General features: G+C 72.0%; 18 protein-coding genes. 7 read left to right on the forward strand and 11 right to left on the reverse strand.

What is annotated here, in order from left to right; all coding sequences use genetic code 11:
* Window positions 1-388: 388 nt before the first annotated feature.
* Together FB454_RS20960 and FB454_RS20965 are read right to left on the reverse strand one after the other, a co-directional pair.
* A complete protein-coding gene (locus FB454_RS20960) occupies window positions 389-1180 on the reverse strand; it encodes a GntR family transcriptional regulator (protein ID WP_013286080.1) in 792 nt (263 codons plus the stop codon).
* Between the two features lie 115 nt (window positions 1181-1295).
* Window positions 1296-2165 (reverse strand): PAC2 family protein, encoded by an 870-nt coding sequence (locus tag FB454_RS20965; protein ID WP_013286081.1) that lies wholly within the window; start codon window positions 2163-2165, stop codon window positions 1296-1298.
* A 241-nt stretch (window positions 2166-2406) separates the two neighbouring features.
* Here FB454_RS20965 and metH point away from each other — a divergent pair, with 241 nt between their 5' ends.
* Window positions 2407-5922 (forward strand): methionine synthase, encoded by a 3516-nt coding sequence (gene metH, locus FB454_RS20970; RefSeq protein WP_186461630.1) that lies wholly within the window; start codon window positions 2407-2409, stop codon window positions 5920-5922.
* A gap of 303 nt (window positions 5923-6225) precedes the next feature.
* Here the strand turns inward: metH and FB454_RS20975 are convergent, their stop codons facing one another.
* Window positions 6226-6627, reverse strand: coding sequence for a hypothetical protein (locus tag FB454_RS20975; RefSeq protein WP_013286084.1), 402 nt, complete (start codon window positions 6625-6627; stop codon window positions 6226-6228).
* 216 nt (window positions 6628-6843) lie between these two features.
* Here FB454_RS20975 and FB454_RS20980 point away from each other — a divergent pair, with 216 nt between their 5' ends.
* The gene (locus tag FB454_RS20980; protein ID WP_145823312.1) at window positions 6844-7248 is read left to right on the forward strand and encodes a hypothetical protein; all 405 of its coding nucleotides are present in this window, start codon (window positions 6844-6846) and stop codon (window positions 7246-7248) included.
* Between the two features lie 3 nt (window positions 7249-7251).
* On the opposite strand, the gene FB454_RS20985 is transcribed toward FB454_RS20980, so the two are convergent.
* From FB454_RS20985 to FB454_RS21005, 5 genes are all read right to left on the reverse strand, one after another.
* Complete coding sequence (locus FB454_RS20985) at window positions 7252-7950, reverse strand: DUF6069 family protein (protein WP_013476964.1); 699 nt, start codon at window positions 7948-7950, stop codon at window positions 7252-7254.
* Window positions 7950-8948: an RNA polymerase subunit sigma-70 gene (locus FB454_RS20990; protein WP_071095217.1), complete on the reverse strand. Its 999-nt coding sequence runs from the start codon at window positions 8946-8948 to the stop codon at window positions 7950-7952. Before FB454_RS20990 ends, FB454_RS20985 begins: the two co-directional genes overlap by 1 nt.
* A 75-nt stretch (window positions 8949-9023) precedes the next feature.
* Window positions 9024-9359 (reverse strand): YnfA family protein, encoded by a 336-nt coding sequence (locus FB454_RS20995; protein ID WP_071095215.1) that lies wholly within the window; start codon window positions 9357-9359, stop codon window positions 9024-9026.
* A 3-nt stretch (window positions 9360-9362) separates the two neighbouring features.
* On the reverse strand, window positions 9363-9785 hold the full coding sequence (locus FB454_RS21000; RefSeq protein ID WP_030274025.1) for a MerR family transcriptional regulator: 423 nt from the start codon (window positions 9783-9785) through the stop codon (window positions 9363-9365).
* The gene (locus FB454_RS21005; RefSeq protein ID WP_145823313.1) at window positions 9785-10114 is read right to left on the reverse strand and encodes a hypothetical protein; all 330 of its coding nucleotides are present in this window, start codon (window positions 10112-10114) and stop codon (window positions 9785-9787) included. The genes FB454_RS21000 and FB454_RS21005 overlap by 1 nt, the downstream gene beginning before the upstream one ends.
* 87 nt (window positions 10115-10201) lie before the next feature.
* Between FB454_RS21005 and FB454_RS21010 the strand changes: the two genes are divergently transcribed.
* The 3 genes from FB454_RS21010 (at window position 10202) to FB454_RS21020 (ending at window position 11564) form a co-directional block, all read left to right on the forward strand.
* Window positions 10202-10528 (forward strand): helix-turn-helix domain-containing protein, encoded by a 327-nt coding sequence (locus FB454_RS21010; protein WP_145823314.1) that lies wholly within the window; start codon window positions 10202-10204, stop codon window positions 10526-10528.
* Window positions 10528-11202, forward strand: a complete 675-nt coding sequence (locus tag FB454_RS21015) for a cation efflux transmembrane domain-containing protein (RefSeq protein WP_013476960.1) — start codon at window positions 10528-10530, stop codon at window positions 11200-11202. The genes FB454_RS21010 and FB454_RS21015 overlap by 1 nt, the downstream gene beginning before the upstream one ends.
* Before the next feature lie 179 nt (window positions 11203-11381).
* The gene (locus tag FB454_RS21020) at window positions 11382-11564 is read left to right on the forward strand and encodes a hypothetical protein (RefSeq protein ID WP_013286093.1); all 183 of its coding nucleotides are present in this window, start codon (window positions 11382-11384) and stop codon (window positions 11562-11564) included.
* A 9-nt stretch (window positions 11565-11573) separates the two neighbouring features.
* Here FB454_RS21020 and FB454_RS21025 read toward each other — a convergent pair whose 3' ends face one another.
* Complete coding sequence (locus FB454_RS21025; protein ID WP_145823315.1) at window positions 11574-11933, reverse strand: hypothetical protein; 360 nt, start codon at window positions 11931-11933, stop codon at window positions 11574-11576.
* A gap of 130 nt (window positions 11934-12063) precedes the next feature.
* On the opposite strand from FB454_RS21025, the gene FB454_RS21030 reads away from it, so the two are divergent.
* The gene (locus tag FB454_RS21030; protein ID WP_123111232.1) at window positions 12064-12804 is read left to right on the forward strand and encodes a neutral zinc metallopeptidase; all 741 of its coding nucleotides are present in this window, start codon (window positions 12064-12066) and stop codon (window positions 12802-12804) included.
* 115 nt (window positions 12805-12919) lie between these two features.
* Entirely contained in the window at window positions 12920-13558 is a 639-nt protein-coding gene (locus FB454_RS21035; protein WP_071095211.1) for an HAD family hydrolase, read from the forward strand.
* 52 nt (window positions 13559-13610) lie between these two features.
* Here FB454_RS21035 and FB454_RS21040 read toward each other — a convergent pair whose 3' ends face one another.
* Window positions 13611-16160, reverse strand: a complete 2550-nt coding sequence (locus FB454_RS21040) for an ABC transporter permease (RefSeq protein WP_013476955.1) — start codon at window positions 16158-16160, stop codon at window positions 13611-13613.
* The gene (locus FB454_RS21045) at window positions 16160-16924 is read right to left on the reverse strand and encodes an ABC transporter ATP-binding protein (RefSeq protein WP_013476954.1); all 765 of its coding nucleotides are present in this window, start codon (window positions 16922-16924) and stop codon (window positions 16160-16162) included. Before FB454_RS21045 ends, FB454_RS21040 begins: the two co-directional genes overlap by 1 nt.
* Window positions 16925-17106 lie beyond the last annotated feature (182 nt).

Genomic DNA, 17106 nt, shown 5'->3' on the forward strand with positions numbered 1-17106 from the left:
CGCCCTGTCCTTCCGCCGCGTCTCATCGCCCTCGCGCCGCGCCTTCTCGCGCTGCTCGCGCGTCGATCTTGCACTTGCGGCCCACGTTCCGGCGCTTTGCCCGGTTCGCGGGGGCCGCAACCGCAAGATCGCGCCGTCCGGGGGCGGGTGTGGCGTGGGTGGAACGTGGTGGGTGCGTCGAGGACGGTTTGACACACGTGATGTTCCACTCGGGCGTGGCCGGCCCCGGCTGCTCCGTGCGCTGGCGACCCGACCGCTGACTCGGCGATCTTGCAGTTGTGGCCCCGTGGGTGTCGTGAATGTCCCTTTCGCCGGGGCGGAAAGTGCAAGATCGCCGGGGTGCCGGGGTGCCGGGGTGCCGGGGCCGGGGCCGGGCGTCGAGGGCGGGTCAGCCCAGGACCAGGCCGGGGTCGGGGTCCTGGTCGGGAGCGGGGGCGGGGATCTTGTACTCCTCGGTCAGCGTGGTCATCGGGCCGGGCCAGGTGGCCTGGGCGACCTCGATCGGCTTGTGCCGCTCGTCGTACGCGACGTGCAGCAGGTGCAGCACCGGCGTGTCCGGGCGGATCTGGAGGATCTCCGCCTCCTCCCGGCTGGGCTGGCGGGCGCTGATCGTGTCGGTGGCGGTGACGTACCGCCGGCCGGTGACCTCCTCCGCCTCCTGGTACAGCGGCCGGCCGAATGCCTCGGCCCGCTCCAGTGACGTGCCGGCGGTGTCGGCGGGCAGGAACCAGGACGCGCCGACCTCGACCGGGGAGTCGTCGGTGCGTACCAGGTGCCGCCGGCAGAGCAGCTCGGTGCCGTCGGCGACGCCGAACGCGTCGGCCACCTCGGACGGGGCGGGGGAACGGCCGACGGAGACGAGCTGCTGGCGGTACCGGGCGGCCAGGTCGGTGTGGTAGCCGCGGAAGCCGCCGTACCGGCCCCGGGACAGGCGGTTGAGGCGGCGCCGGGTGCCCCGGACGTACGTACCGGAGCCGGGTTTGGTGATCAGGATGCCCTCGACCCGCAGCTGGTCGACGGCGCGCTGCACGGTCTGCTTCGCGACGCCGAACATCTCGGCGATGGCCGGGATGGACGGCAGCCGCTCGCCCGGACCCCAGTCGCCGCGGCGCACCTGGGCCTTGAGCTGCGCGGCGATCTGCCGGTGCGGGAACTCGGCCGCGCCGGGGTTGATCTGCATGCCCGCCTCCTCACAACAGCTAGGTTCCTAGGATGCCCTAGCGGGTGTGACGGCGCCACCCCGGACACGAAGAAGCCGGGCCCCGGCAGGGGAGCCCGGCTTCGACGGAAGGGTGCTACCAGGAACCCGCTGTCGGCCCGGCGGAACCACCGCGGCGACGCAGGTACTTCTCGAACTCCTGGGCGATCTCGTCCCCGGTCAACGGGGTGATGCCGGCGTCGCCGACCCGTTCCTCCAGCTCACGGACGTACTCGCCGAGTTCGGCGTCCTGCTCGGCAGCGCTGCGCACCCGCTGCTCCCACTCGGCTGCCTCCTCGGCCAGGTCGGCCATCGGCACCGGCAGGTCGAGCACCTCCTCGACCCGGTGCAGCAGGGCGAGGGTGGCCTTCGGGCAGGGCGGGTTGTTGGCGTAGTGCGGCACGTGCACCCAGAACGACACCGCGTCGACCTCGGCCCGGGTGCAGGCGTCGTGCAGCACGCCGACGATGCCCGTCGGCCCGTCGTACCGGGTGGGGGTGAGCTGGTAGCGTTTGGCCGCGTCGGCGTCCGACGCGCTGCCGCTGATCGGCAGCGGCCGGGTGTACGGCACGTCGGCCAGCAACGCGCCGAGCAGCACCACCCGCTCGACCTCCAGGCTGTGGCAGATCTCCAGCACCTGCTCGCAGAACGTACGCCAGCGCATGCTCGGCTCGATGCCGCGGATCAGCACCACGTCGCGCTCGGTGCCCTCCGGGCTGGCCACCATGAAGCGCGTGGTGGGCCACTCGACGCGCCGGGTCTCCCCGTCGGCCATGGTGATCGTCGGGCGGCTCACCTGGAAGTCGTAGAAGTCCTCCGGGTCCAGCTCGGTCACCTCCCGGGCCTGCCAGACCTGTTCCAGGTGTTCCACGGCGGCGGTGGAGGCGTCGGCGGCGTCGTTCCAGCCCTCGAAGGCCGCGATGGCGACCGGCGAGCGCAGTACCGGCAGCCCGTCGAACTCGGTCACGCCGTCACCTCACCCTGCTCGTCGGGCGCGGCGCCGCCCCGTCGCACGGTCGCACCCCAGTTGTCCTTCACGTCCGTCAGCCTACGTGCCGCCGCCGGGCCCGGCCCGTCGGCCGCGCCGGTCGCCGGGCCGGACCACTCGGGCGAACCGGCGGAAAGGTGTACGCCGGCCCGGTGGGCAGAATGTGGGAAGGCCCGGTTCGGGTGACTCTGCCGCACTCGGGCGCACTAACCTGGGGCATGTGCCTATTTCGTTGCGTGACCTGCTGGCCGATCGGATCCTGATCGCGGACGGCGCGATGGGGACGATGCTCCAGGCCGCCGACCTCACCCTCGACGACTTCGACGGCCTGGAAGGCTGCAACGAGATCCTCAACGTGACCCGCCCGGACGTGGTCTGCGGCGTGCACGACGCCTACCTGGCCGCAGGCGCCGACTGCGTGGAGACCAACACGTTCGGCGCGAACCTGCCCAACCTCGCCGAGTACGGCATCCCCGGCCGCATCCGGGAGCTGTCCGAGGCGGGCGCGCGGATCGCGCGGGAGGCCGCCGACGCGTACGCGACGGAGGAGCATCCCCGGTTCGTGCTCGGCTCGATGGGTCCGGGCACCAAGCTGCCCACCCTCGGGCACGCGAGCTACGCCTCGCTGCGCGACGCGTACCAGGAGAACGCCGCCGGCCTGATCGCCGGCGGAGCGGACGCGCTGATCATCGAGACCTGCCAGGACCTGCTCCAGGTCAAGGCGGCGGTGGTCGGGTCGAAGCGGGCCCGCGCCGAGGCCGGCCGGGACGTCCCGATCATCTGCCAGGTCGCGGTGGAGACGACAGGCACCATGCTGCTCGGCAGCGAGATCGGCGCCGCGCTGACAGCGATCGAGCCGCTGGGCGTCGACCTGATCGGGCTGAACTGCTCCACCGGCCCGGCCGAGATGGGCGAGCACCTGCGCTACCTGGCGCAGCACTCGCGTATCCCGATCTCGGTGATGCCGAACGCGGGCCTGCCGGTGCTGACCGCCGACGGGGCGTACTTCCCGCTCAGCCCGGACGAGCTGGCCGACGCGCTGGAGCAGTTCGTCACCGACTACGGCGTTGCCCTGATCGGCGGCTGCTGCGGCACCACCCCGGAGCACATCCGGGTGCTGGTGGAGCGACTCGGCGGGCGGGCGCCGGTGGCGCGAGAGCCGAAGCCGGAGGCCGGGGTCTCCTCGATCTACCACCACGTGCCGTTCGCCCAGGACGCCAGCATCCTGATGGTGGGGGAGCGGACCAACGCCAACGGCTCGAAGGCGTTCCGCGAGTCCATGCTCGCCGGGGACTGGCAGGCCTGCGTGGAGGTCGCGCGCAGCCAGGCCCGCGACGGCTCGCACCTGCTGGACCTCTGCGTCGACTACGTGGGCCGTGACGGTACGCAGGACATGCGGGAGCTGGCCGGCCGGTTCGCCACCGCCTCGACGCTGCCGATCGTGCTGGACTCCACCGAACCGGCGGTGATCGAGGCCGGGCTGGAGATGCTGGGCGGCCGGTGCGTGGTCAACTCGGTCAACTTCGAGGACGGCGACGGTCCCGACTCCCGCTACGCGCGGATCATGCCGGTGGTCAGGGAGCACGGCGCCGCCGTCGTGGCGCTGCTCATCGACGAGGAGGGCCAGGCCCGCACCCGCGAGTGGAAGGTACGGGTGGCCTGCCGGCTGATCGACGACCTGACCGGCCGGTGGGGGATGCGCCGGGAGGACATCCTCATCGACGCGCTGACGTTCCCGATCGCCACCGGGCAGGAGGAGACCCGCCGCGACGGCATCGAGACGATCGAGGCGATCCGGGAGATCGCCGCGCGTTACCCGGGCGTCAACTTCACCGCCGGGATCTCGAACGTCTCGTTCGGCCTCAACCCGGCGGCCCGGCAGGTGCTCAACTCGGTCTTCCTGCACGAGTGCGCCCAGGCCGGGCTGAGCTCGGCGATCGTGCACGCCAGCAAGATCCTGCCGATGTCGCGGATCCCGGACGAGCAGCGCGAGGTGGCGCTCGACCTGGTGTACGACCGCCGCCGCGAGGGCTACGACCCGGTGCAGCGGTTCATCGAGGCGTTCGAGGGCGTGGACGCGGCGTCGGCGCGCGCGACCCGGGCCGAGGAACTGGCCGCGCTGCCGCTGGACGAGCGGCTCAAGCGGCGGATCATCGACGGCGAGCGCAACGGCCTGGAGGCCGACCTGGACACCGCGATGGCGCAGGGGCGTACGCCGCTGTCCATCATCAACGACCTGCTGCTGGACGGCATGAAGGTGGTCGGCGAGCTGTTCGGCTCCGGTCAGATGCAGTTGCCGTTCGTGCTCCAGTCCGCCGAGGTGATGAAGACCGCGGTGGCCTACCTGGAGCCGCACATGGAGAAGACCGACGACGACGGCAAGGGCCGGATCGTGCTCGCCACAGTGAAGGGCGATGTGCACGACATCGGCAAGAACCTGGTCGACATCATCCTGTCCAACAACGGCTACGACGTGGTGAACATCGGCATCAAGCAGCCGATCAACGCGATCCTCGACGCGGCCGAGGAACACCGGGCCGACGCGATCGGCATGTCCGGCCTGCTGGTCAAGAGCACAGTCATCATGAAGGAGAACCTGGCCGAGATGGCCTCCCGGGGCGTGGCCGAGCGCTGGCCGGTGCTGCTCGGCGGCGCGGCGCTGACCCGCGCGTACGTGGAGGACGACCTGCGGTCGATCTACCCGGGCCAGGTGCACTACGCCCGCGACGCGTTCGAAGGGCTGTCCCTGATGGACCGCGTGATGGCGGCCAAGCGCGGCGGCGCGCCGATGGTCGACCCGGAGCGCGAGGCGGCACTGGCGGCCCGCCGGGAGCGCCGCGAGCGGCAGCGGGCGCAGGTGCGCGAGGCGCTGCCCGAACTGGACGACGCGTCGGTCCGCTCCGACGTGGCGGTGGACGTGACGGTGCCGAAGCCGCCGTTCTTCGGCACCCGCGTCGTCAAGGGTGTGCCGCTGGCCGACTACGCGGCACTGCTCGACGAGCGGGCCACGTTCCTGGGCCAGTGGGGCCTGCGCGGCGCCCGTGGCGGGAAGGGACCGTCGTACGAGGAACTGGTGGAGACCGAGGGCCGGCCCCGGCTGCGGTACTGGCTGGACCGCCTGATCTCCGACCAGGTGCTGGAGGCGGCCGTCGTGTACGGCTACTTCCCCGCGTACTCCGAGGGCAACGACCTGGTGGTGCTGGACGAGAACGGGCACAGCGAGCGGGCCCGGTTCTCCTTCCCCCGGCAGCGGCAGGAGCGGCGCCTGTGCCTGGCCGACTTCTTCCGGCCCAAGGGCGACCAGCTCGACGTGGTGGCGTTGCAGCTGGTCACCGTGGGGCAGCCGATCAGCGAGTACACGGCGAAGATGTTCGCCGGCAACGAATACCGCGACTACCTGGAGGTCCACGGCCTGTCCGTGCAGCTCACCGAAGCCCTGGCCGAGTACTGGCACCGGCGGATCCGGGCCGAGCTGGTGCTGCCCGGCGGCGGCACTGTGGCCGACGAGGACCCGGCCGATCTGGCCGGCCTGCTGCGCACCGACTACCGGGGCTGCCGGTACGCGTTCGGCTACCCGGCCTGCCCGGACCTGGAGGACCGGGCGAAGATCGTGGAGTTGCTGGGCGCCGAGCGGATCGGGGTGCAGTTGTCGGAGGAGTTCCAGTTGGTGCCGGAGCAGGCCACCGACGCGATCGTGGTGCACCACCCGGAGGCGAACTACTTCAACGCCAAGTAGCCAAGGTGAGCGCGCTTGCTGCCCTGCCCTGCGGTCCAATTGATCAGGGCGGGCGAGTGAAGACTGCTCGATGACCTGAGTCATGTGTGCCGACGGCGCGTACCTGGAAACGGTCTTCTCCGGTGCGGACACGGCCGACCTCGAACGGGCCTTCGACGCCTTGGCGTTCGGTGACTCGATCGGTTGACGCTTGAGCGGACGACCTGTCTACCGGCGGCCCTCGCCGCCGGTTACCCGTCTCGGCGCGGACGAGCGCGGGGCGCCCGCCGGGATGGCGGACGCCCCGAAGCGTCGACGCGTCGGTCAGCCGATCAGCGTGACCGAGTAGTCGTACGTCGTCCCGGTCACCGAGTACGTCGCGGTCTGCCCGTTCTCGCAGTACGACACGAAGCTGCTCGGGGTCCGTTGCGCTCCGGCCACCGCGTCCACCACCGGCCGCACATCGGACCCGACCGGCAGCGCGGTGGTGGTGAGATCGATCGTCCGCGACTGGTTGATCGGGTAGGTGTCGGTGTTCGCCGTCTCCAAGCCGTTGCTCGCCGCGACACTGAAGGACATCACGAAGGCGGCGTTGTTCACCACGGCGATGCGCTGAACGCAGGGTTCGGCCTGCGCGCTGGCCGTAGAGGCCGTGGCCAGTGCCGATGCACCGGCGGCGAGCGTCCCGGCGAGTGCGGCTCCGACGAGCCTGGCGCGGAAGGTCATGGTGTCACCTCTCGGTCGTACGTGGCGCCGGGCGCCGACTGGCGGCGCCCGGCGTATGGTCCGTATCGAAGTGCCCGAGTGATCTCGATCGAATCCTGTGGATCGCATCATTCTGTGTCGGGCCTGCGGCTCCCGGTCGATCTGGCGGCTCGACCGGTGCCAGACTGAGGGATCGATTTCGATGGCGTGCGAGCGTCCCGGTGCGAGGAGTCCGAAGTGGTGAACTCCGCCCTCTCCGCTGTCGTCCACGCGGTCGGAGCCGGCCCGCCACCGCTGGCGGACCCGGCTCTCGACCCCGGTGCGACGTACTACACCTTCGTCGTCCTGTCCGGTATGTACCTCGCCCCCCTTGTCATGTCCGGGCTCGGGTTTCTCTGCGCCGCGGGCATCGGGCTCAGCCGCCGGATCGGTACGGCCGCCGCGATCGTGATCGTCCTGTTCTACGCGTTGTCGCTGCTCGGCAGCGCCTTCACCTGGCCCGGCCTGGAGCATCAGGGAAGACCGGGTGAGACGCTGTGGCTGATCGTGATCGGTTGCGGCGGCTTCCTGGTGTTGCCCTGGCTCGTCGCGTTCGGCGGCACCAAGGTGGCCCTCCGCCGTCGCGGAGCCACGACCCGGTAGCCGTCAGGCACCTCGCGAAGGGTCTGCGCGCAGGCTCCGCGTCAGGGCGGGGATCATCACCGCCGCCGCGACCAGGTGCAGCCCGACCAGCGCGACAGTGGTGGCTGCGTCGCCCCCGGCGATCAACGGCGGCACCATCGACAGCGCGGTCAGGGACACCGCCGTCCACACGAACCGCCGCGCGGGGTAGGCGCTGAACCGCAACAGGACGGCGGCGATGACGACGCCCACGAGCGAGAAGAACCCGGTCACCACGGCGAACCCGCCCAACGGGATCGTCTCGCCGCCGTCAGGGATCTCGAAGTCCACACCGGCGGCCCGGGCGAGCGCCGCCGCGAGCGTGGTGACCGCCATCGCGGCGATCGTGGCGACCAGGCCGGTGACGGCGAGCCGCCGGAAGCCGTGCGGACGGCCCGAGACGGTGCCGGTGTCGGTGCTGCTGATCATGTCGTTCCTCCGAGCTTCGAGGTGAGGGGTGAGGATCCGCACGGTCGCGGTGCGACGGCCGGGGTTGCGCAACGCGCGTACGCCGGTGCCGCGCAGCCAGAAGCCGGCGTCACGGCCGAGGACCGGCCCGGGGGTGCCGTCGCGCAGCTCCAGCTGCACCCGGCCGCGCGTGACCACGCCGTACGCGTGACGCCACTGGGCCGCGACCACCGGAACTCGCGCGCCGCCGGGCAGCGCGAGCGTCCGCGCGGGCACTACGGCGTACGGTCGGCCGGCAGGCGCTCCGGCAGCCCGAGCCGCGGGAACTGGTCGGCGTGGAACGTGACGATCTCGGTGATGGCCCCGCCGGTGATGCGCAGGGCGTCGACTGTGAGCGGCAGGTACGCGCCGTCGCTGTCCTGCCAGAGGTAGAACGCGACGGCGGGCTGCCGGTTCACGGCGGTGGGCACTGCTCGCAGGCTGCCCAGGCTCTCGAAACCGTCTGCGATCCAGTCGTTCACCACGGCGTCGCGGCCGATCTGGAGGCCCGGGGTGGGCGGCATCGAGCAGCGCACGTCGTCGCGCAGCATGGCGGCGAGACCGTCGACGTCCTTGGCGATGCTGGCGTCGGTGAAGCGGCGTACCAGCTCGCGGGTCCGCGTGTCCGTCTCGTCGCCGGTCCAGTCCTGCCGTTGCGCGGGCAGGTGTTCCCGCATGCCCGCGCGGGCGCGCTGCAAGGCGCTGTTCACCGAGTTGACCGAGTCCCCAAGGAGTTCCGCGACGTCCTTCGCGGGCCAGCCGAGCACGTCCCGCAGGATCAGCACTGCGCGTGGGCGCGGCGCCAGGTGCTGCACCGCGACCAGGTACGCCAGCTCGATCGTCTCTCGCGCCACCGCTACGGCTTCCGGCTCGTCCGCGTCGGCGGCGGGCAGCTCGTCGAGCAGCCGGTCCGGGTACGGCTGGAGCCACCGCACCTCGCCGCCGGTCGCGGGCTCGGGCCGGCACTTGGCGAGCAGGTCCAGGCAGGCGTTGGTGGCGATCCGGTACAGCCAGGCCCGGAACGTCGACCGTCCCGCGAACGTGTCCCGCCGCCGCCACGCCCGCAGGAACGTCTCCTGGACGGTGTCCTCGGCGTCCTCGAACGACCCGAGCATCCGGTAGCAGTGCACGTGCAGCTCCCGCCGGTGCCGCTGCGCCAGCCCGGTGAACGCCGGTTCGTCGACCTCAGCCAGATCGCTCACGCCCAGCTCCTGCAGCTGCGTGTCCCTACCCATGACGTCATCCCTCCGCGTCGTCGTGTCCCTTCGCAGGTGTGACGGGCACGGGCGCGGAAACTCATCACCGCGACGTCAGCTCGTGCGCGGGGCGTACATGATGACGGCGACGCCGACCAGGCAGATGGCCGCTCCGACGAGGTCGTAGCGGTCGGGCCGGAACTTGTCGACCACCATGCCCCAGGCGAGCGACCCGGCGACGAAGACGCCGCCGTAGGCGGCGAGGATGCGGCCGAAGTTCGCGTCCGGCTGGAACGTGGCCACGAACCCGTAGGCGCCGAGCGCGATCACCCCGGCGGCGATCCAGAGCAGCCCGCGGTTCTCCCGCCAGCCCTGCCACACCAGCCAGGCGCCGCCGATCTCGGCGAGGGCGGCGAGCAGGAACAGCAGGATGGAACGCACGACCGTCATGCGTCAGACCGTAGCCGGGCCTCGGTCCGGACCGGTGAAGGGCAGGGGACAGTGCGGGCTTTCGGCGCAGGTGACCAGGTCGTCGCAGCCGGCCGAGACGGCGGCCCGGAGCGTGTCGCGGACGGCGGTGAGGTCCGCGAGCCGTCGCTCCACCTCGGCGAGCTTGTCGCGGGCCCGGGTCCGCAGGCCGGCGTCGTGCCGTCCGGCCGTCAGCAGGTCGGCGACCTCGGCGAGCGTGAAGCCGAGACGTTGCGCGGCCTTCACCACCCGCAGCAGGGTGACCGTCTCGGCCGGGTAGAGGCGATGCCCGCCCGGCGACCGCCGGGGCGCGGGCAGCAGCCCGCGCCGTTCGTAGTAGCGCAGCGTCTGCACGTTGACCCCGGCCGCGTCGGCGAGCCGGCCGCTGCGCAGCTCCGGCTCGCCCATCACCGGCCCCGCGCGGTCGTGGCCCGCAGGGCCAGGGCATCGAGTACGGCGACACGGGTCGCCGGAACGCGGATGTCGAGCGTCAGCGTGTCGCCGTCCGGGCGGGTGAGATCGAAGGTGAAGAAGGAGCAGCAGGCGGACTCGCGGGCGATCAGGTCCCGGGCGAGCGCTTCGGCGCGGCCGTCGAGGTGCAGCCGCAGATGCCCGGCGGCCGGCCGGTCGGCGCCGCGCAGCGCGTCGTGGAACAGCCCGTCGAACTCGGCCAGCCGCAGCGGCCGTTCGGTGGTCGGCAGCGTGCAGGTGTCGGGCACCCAGGAATCGTCGGTCACCTCTCGACGGTAAGCCCGTACCGGGGTACCGGATGCAACCGCCGGTTCATTCCTTCCTGAATACAGCAGACGCTGTACAGTCACGGCATGCGGACGCTGCACCACTCCCAGGCGCTGTCCCGTTTCGGTCAAGCGCTGTCCGACCCACTGCGCGCCCGGCTGCTGCTGGCCCTGCGCGAGGGGCCCGGCTACCCGGCCGAGCTGGCCGAGGCGCTCGGCACCAGCCGGCAGAACCTGTCCAACCACCTGGCCTGCCTGCGCGGCTGCGGCCTGGTCGTGGCCGTGCCGGAGGGTCGCCGCACCCGGTACGAGCTGGCCGACGCCCGCCTCGCCCACGCGCTCGGCGACCTGGTCGGCGTCGTGCTCGCGGTCGACCCGGCCGCCTGCCCGGACGCCGCCGACGGATGCTGCTGATGAGCCTGCCGCTGATCCCCGTCACGCCCGCAGGCCCGGCGCCGGACCGCCGCGCGCTGCTCACCCGCCGGGTACGCCTGCTGGTCGCCGCGACGATCACCTACAACGTGATCGAGGCGGTGGTGGCGATCGGTGCCGGCACCGTCGCGTCCTCGACCGCCCTGATCGGTTTCGGTCTGGATTCGGTCATCGAGGTGGCCTCCGCGGCGGCGGTGGCGTGGCAGTTCGCCGGTCCGGATCCGCAGGCCCGGGAGCGGGTCACGCTGCGCGTCATCGCGGTGTCGTTCTTCGCGCTCGCCGCGTACGTCTCAGTCGAGGCGGTACGGGCGCTACTCGGCGGCGCCGAGGCCGCGCACTCACCGGTCGGGCTGGTGCTCGCCGGGCTCTCGGTGATCGTGATGCCGGTGCTGTCGGCAGCGCAGCGGCGCGCCGGGCGTGAACTGGGCTCCCGGTCGGCGGTGGCCGACTCCAAGCAGACGTTGCTGTGCACGTACCTCTCGGTGGTCCTGCTCGTCGGGCTGGCCCTCAACGGCCTGTTCGGATGGTCCTGGGCCGACCCGGTCGCCGCCCTGGTGATCGCCGTGGTCGCGGTCCGCGAGGGCCGCGACGCCTGGCGCGGCGACACCTGCTGCGCCACCTGCGGCCCGGGCGGCGGGCGCGACGCGCGGGCCTGATCACCGGCCGCGACCTGCGGCGACGTCGGGAATACGGCTGTGCTCGACGGCCCGGCGGGCTACCGTCACCGGAGTACGGGCCGGCGTGGGTCAGGCGCGCCGCGTCCACGCCCGCGCCGTCGGAGTTGACGTGGCGGAAACGCCCGCAGACGAGCATGGGTACGACGAAAGGGGCGGACATGACCGACGAGGTGACGTCGCAGGTCCCGCCGGAACCGGCTCCCGTGCTGACCACCACGCCCGCCGGAACCGGACCGGTCGGACCGCCGAGCAGCCTGGACCTGTGGGCGCGCGCCCAGGTGCTGCACCGCTGCTTCGGCGACGACGACGGCGAGCCCCACATCATGCGCGGCCTGGACTGACCGCGCTGGTCAGCGCACCGTCACGCCGGCCCCCGCCAGCACCTCCCACCACGACGCGAGGTCGGGAACAGGCTCGGCGCGGGCCGTGTACTCATCCAACCGCCGCCGCTGCTCCGCGCTCGGCGCCGGTGAGACGGTGGCGCCCACGCCGACCAGGGCGTACCGGTGGCCGCCGACGGTGAGCAGCATCGTGCCGACGATCGTCCCCCGGGCCTCGACCTGCCCGGCGGGCGCGGCGAACACCTCCGCGCCGCGCCGGTCGCGGGCGCGCAGCCGGCCCTCGTCGAGCGTCAGCAGCACCGGTACGCACCGCATGCCGTTCCAGAGGCTGCGTCGCCAGTAGACGATTCCCGCGTACGACCGGTCCACGCGCCGACCGTATCGTTCCCGCGCACCGGTGAACGTTTCCCGGCGGCGGTGCGTGAGAGCCGGTGAGCATCACCGGCGGCCGCCGGGGGTACTGCTGCGGGACACGGGAACGAACAGCCGGGAGGTTACGGTGGGGGACAGGGCGGGACGTCAGGGGCGCGGGCCGATCGCCGGACTGGTGGTGGCCGCGCTGGTGGCGGCCGGCTGCATGGCCGGTGGCTACGACCAGGGCGAGCCGCAGCAGCCCGCACCCCCGCGCAGCGCGCAGCCCGAGTCGCAGACCACCCGCGCGGACGGCACGACGAGCGTGGCCGAGTTCAAGCAGGACATCCAGGACGCGGTCCGGCTGGCCGAACGCTACTGGGCGGAGCAGTTCCGCGCCTCCGGTGAGCGGTTCAGGCCGATCCGGCGGGTGGTGGCCTACAGCCGCGAGGGCGAGGTGGCCTGCGCCGGGCAAGGGCTGCCGCGCAACAACGCGGTCTACTGCTCGGCCGGCGACTTCATCGCCTACGACGTGAACTGGTCGGTGGCGGCGTTCCGGCAGATCGGCGACGCGTTCCTGTTCTACCTGCTCGGCCACGAGTACGCCCACGGCATGCAGGTGCGCCTGGGCATCCGCTACAACTTCACCATCCAGCAGGAGTTGCAGGCCGACTGCATGGCCGGGGCGTACCTCGGTGACAGCGTGCGGTCCGGGGCGCTGGAACTGGAGGACGGCGACCTGGAGGAGTTCCGGGAAGGGCTGCTGGCGGTCGGCGACGACCCGGACCAGCCGTGGTTCGCCGAGGGTTCGCACGGCACCGCCGAGCAGCGCAGCGAGTCGTTCTTCCGGGGGTACGAGAAGTCGCTCGGCGCCTGCGGCCTCGGCTGATGCCGCGGGTCACCCCGATCGGGGACGGTGACGGGCGCACCGGACGCGGCTGGCAGGATCGGCGGGGTACGCGTACCGAAGGAGGCCCCCGCTGAGCAGCAAGCACCCCGCCGCCGTGCTCTTCGACATGGACGGCACCCTGGTCGACAGCGAGAAACTGTGGGACGTCGCGCTGCAGGAACTGGCCGCCGTGTACGGCGGTGTCCTGTCCGAGGACGCCCGCCGCGCGATCGTCGGCACCGGGATGGCCGACGCGATGCGGATCGTGCACGACGACCTGGGCCAGCCGGAGCGGGACGTGCAGGAAAGCGCCGACTGGATCAGCGCCCGGATCCTGGACCTGTTCCGCACCGGGCTGCGGTGGCGTCCGGGCGCGCTGGCGCTGCTGCGGGCGGTACGGGACGCCGGCATCCCCACCGCGCTGGTCACCTCCAGCGGCCGGTCCCTGGTCGAGGTGGCCCTGGACACGCTGGGGCGGGACAGCTTCGACGCGGTGGTCTGCGGCGACGAGGTGGACTCGGCGAAGCCGCACCCGGAGCCGTACCTGACCGCCGCGCGTCTGCTGGGCGTGCCGGTCGAGCGGTGCGTGGCGATCGAGGACTCACCGACGGGGGTGGCCAGCGCGCTCGCCGCCGGGGCTGCGGTGCTGGCCGTACCGGCCGAGGTGCCGCTGGCGCCCGCCGACGGCGTACACCAGGTGGAGAGCCTGCTCGCGGCGGACCTGGAGCTGCTCGCGGCCCTGCTCAACCGTTAAGAAGGGCCCCTTCTTATGCGCGAGGCGTTAAGAAGGGGCCCTTCCTTTCACGTCAGTCGTGGGCGATGGCGCCCAGGACGTTGATCCGCGCGGCCCGGATCGCCGGCAGCACGGCGGCGACCACGCCGATGATCGCGGCCAGGATCAGGAACGTCACCATCTGACCCCACGGCAGGACCAGGTCGGTGATGCCCTCGTCCTTGAGCGCCTCGACCACCGCCGCGCCGAGACCCGTGCCGACCACCACGCCGAGCAGTGCGCCGAAGATGGAGATCACCACCGCCTCGACCGTGATCATGCGCATGGTCTGGGCGCGGCGCAGGCCGATCGCCCGCAGCAGGCCCAGCTCCCGGGTCCGTTCCAGCACCGACAGCGCGAGCGTGTTGATGATGCCCAGCACCGCGATCACGATGGCCAGCGCCAGCAGGATCTGGATCATCTGGAGCAGGGAGTCCAGCTGGCCGGTCTGCTGCTCGATGAACGCGGCCCGGTCGGCCACCGACACCTCGGGGCTGTCCGCCAGCAACCGCTCGACCTGCGGCTGCACCGCGTCCACCGACGTGCCGGGGGCGAGCTGGAGGAAGCCCTGGATCGGCTGCGGGATGGCGAAGTCCGCGGCGGCCTGCGGCGGCAGCGTCACCGGGTTGGTCAGCTGCGAGCTCTCGTAGATGCCGCTGACCGTGTAGGTGCGGGCGTCGCCGCGGGACAGCTGCACCGGCACCGTCGAACCGACGCTGAGGTTGCGTGCCTTCGCGGTGTCCGAGCTGACCAGCATCTGGTCCGGCGCCAGCTTGCTGATGTCACCGGCGGTGGCCTTCGCCCCGAAGATCTGCTGGAGCGCGGCCACGTTGCTCGACACGGCCACCCAGGTCCGCTCGCCGCCGACCACTGCCATGTCGCCGTACTCGCCGTCGACCATCTGGACGCCCGGGATCGCGGCGGCCTTCTCCAGGACCGCCGGGTCGAAGCTCGCCGGGCGCGGCCCGGACGACGCCCCGGAGATCACCAGTTCCGCCTTGATGGTGTCCTCGGCCAGCGCGCCGATGCTGCCCTTTGCCGAGTCCAGGATCACCGTCACGCCGGTGACCAGGGCGATGCCCACCATCAGCGCGGCGGCGGTGATCGCGGTGCGGCGCGGGTTGCGGCCCGAGTTGAGCCGGCCCAGCTTGCCCGGCACCGACCAGGAGAAGATCGCGCCGAGCAGCGAGACCACCGGCCGGCTGATGATCGGCGTCAGCAGCGCCACGCCGATGAACGCGAACAGCACGCCGCCGAGGATGGTCGCCAGGGTGCTGTCGCCGGCGTGCCCGCCGAGACCGAGGAACAGCAGCACCGCGCCGATGCCGGTCACCACCGCGCCACCGATGGTGACCTTGGTGAGCGGCCGGTCCGGCGTGGCGACGTCCTGCATCGCGGCGATCGGCGGGATGCGCGAGGCGCGTACCGCCGGCAGCAGCGCGGCGATCACCGTGATCAGCATGCCGACCGCGAACGCGCCGATCACCGCCGAGGCCGGCACACCCAGCCCGGCCAGGGTGAGACCCCCGGCGAGCTGACCGAACAGGTACGCCAGCAGCGCGCCGACGCCGATGCCGGCGGCGAGCCCCAGCACCGAGGCGATCAGGCCGACCGCGAGCGCCTCCAGCACCACCGAGCCGATGACCTGCTTGCCGCTGGCCCCGATCGCGCGCATCAGGGCCAGCTCACGGGTGCGCTGGGCCACGATGATCGAGAACGTGTTGAGGATCAGGAACGTGCCGACCAGCAGCGCCACCGCGGCGAACCCGAGGAGGATCTTGTTGAAGAACGACAGCCCCTCCTTGAGGCCGGCCGAGGCGTCGGCGGCGAGCTGCTCGCCGGTCTTGACCTGGTAGTCGGCGCCCAGCGTGCGGGCCAGCTCGTCGCGCAGCGCGGCCGGCGTGGTGCCGTCGGCGGCCTGGACGCTGACGTTGCTGAACACGTCCGGCTTGCCCAGCATCAGCTGCTGCGCCACCGGGGTGGTGAAGTAGACCTCGTTGGCGCCACCGATCGAGTCCCGGCCGCCGCTGTATCCGAACACGCCGACGAGCGTGAACTCCTTCTTCGGGGCGAGCGTCAGCACGCCGACCCGGTCGCCGACCTTGACCTTGCCCGCCTCGGCCAGCGCGGTGTTGATCACGATCTCGTCGTCGGCCTGCGGCGCGCGGCCCTCGCGGATCTCCACCAGGTCGCTCTCACCGAGCCAGTTCTGGCCCAGCTGCGGCGGACCGAACGAGGTGACCACCTTGCCGTTGCTGCCGATCATGCGGGCGCCGTCGGCGGCGACCACGCCCTCGGCGTCGGCGACGCCGGGCACCGCCTTGATCCGGTCGAGCACCGACGCCGGCATCGGGGTGCTCAGCGGCATGCCCTCCGTAGTGGAGACGTCGATCTTCGGCTTCGCCTCGACGCTGACGTCGACCTCGGCGTACGCGTCGGCGAAGACCGCGTCGAAGGACCGCCCGAGCGTGTCGGTGAGCACGAACGCGCCGGAGACGAACATGACGCCGAGCACCACCGCCAGGCCGGACAGCAGCAGGCGCAGCTTGCGCGCCAGCAGGCTCTTGAGCGTTGCCCGCAGCATCAGTTGCCCACCTCGACCGGGGCGTCCAGCTTCTTCATCGTGTCCAGCACCGTCTCGGCGGTCGGCTCGATCAGCTCCGAGACGATCTGCCCGTCGGCGAGGAAGACCACCCGGTCGGCGTACGCGGCGGCGGTCGGGTCGTGCGTGACCATGACGATGGTCTGGCCGTGCTCGCGGACCGAGTTGCGCAGGAACTTGAGCACCTCGGCGCCGGAGCGGGAGTCCAGGTTGCCGGTCGGCTCGTCCGCGAAGATCACCTCGGGGCGGGCGACGAGCGCCCGGGCGCACGCCACGCGCTGCTGCTGGCCGCCGGAGAGCTGAGCCGGGCGGTGCCCGAGCCGCTCCCGCAGCCCGACCGTGTCGATCACCGTGTCGTACCAGGCCGGGTCGGGCTTGCGCCCGGCGATCGACAGCGGCAGCAGGATGTTCTCCTGCGCGGTGAGCGTGGGCAGCAGGTTGAACTGCTGGAAGATGAAGCCCACCTTGTCCCGGCGCAGCTTCGTCAGACCCGCGTCGTTGAGACCGGTCACCGTCGTGTCGCCGATCATCACGGTGCCCTTGGTCACCGTGTCCAGACCGGCGAGGCAGTGCATGAGTGTGGACTTGCCGGAGCCGGACGGCCCCATGATCGCGGTGAACCGGCCGCGTTCGAACTCGGCGGTCACCCCCCGCAGCGCGACGACCTGCGCCTCACCGCTGCCGTACACCTTCCACACGTCGTTCGCCCGGGCCGCGGCCTGCTCTCGGCCTACCGTCGCGGTCACGTCATCTACCTCTTCCGTATGTCGTTCTCATGCCGCACCGCCCCCGCTGGCCGGTGCGGCGGAATCCATCCTCGGGGTCGCGAGCCCGAAAGCCCTCCGACCTGGGGTGGAATCCGCGCCGATCTTCCGGTGAGGGTCGACCCCCATCCGGGCTCAGGGTGACCCCTGACCGGCAGGCGACG

The organism is Micromonospora sp. CNZ297 (assembly GCF_007827625.1).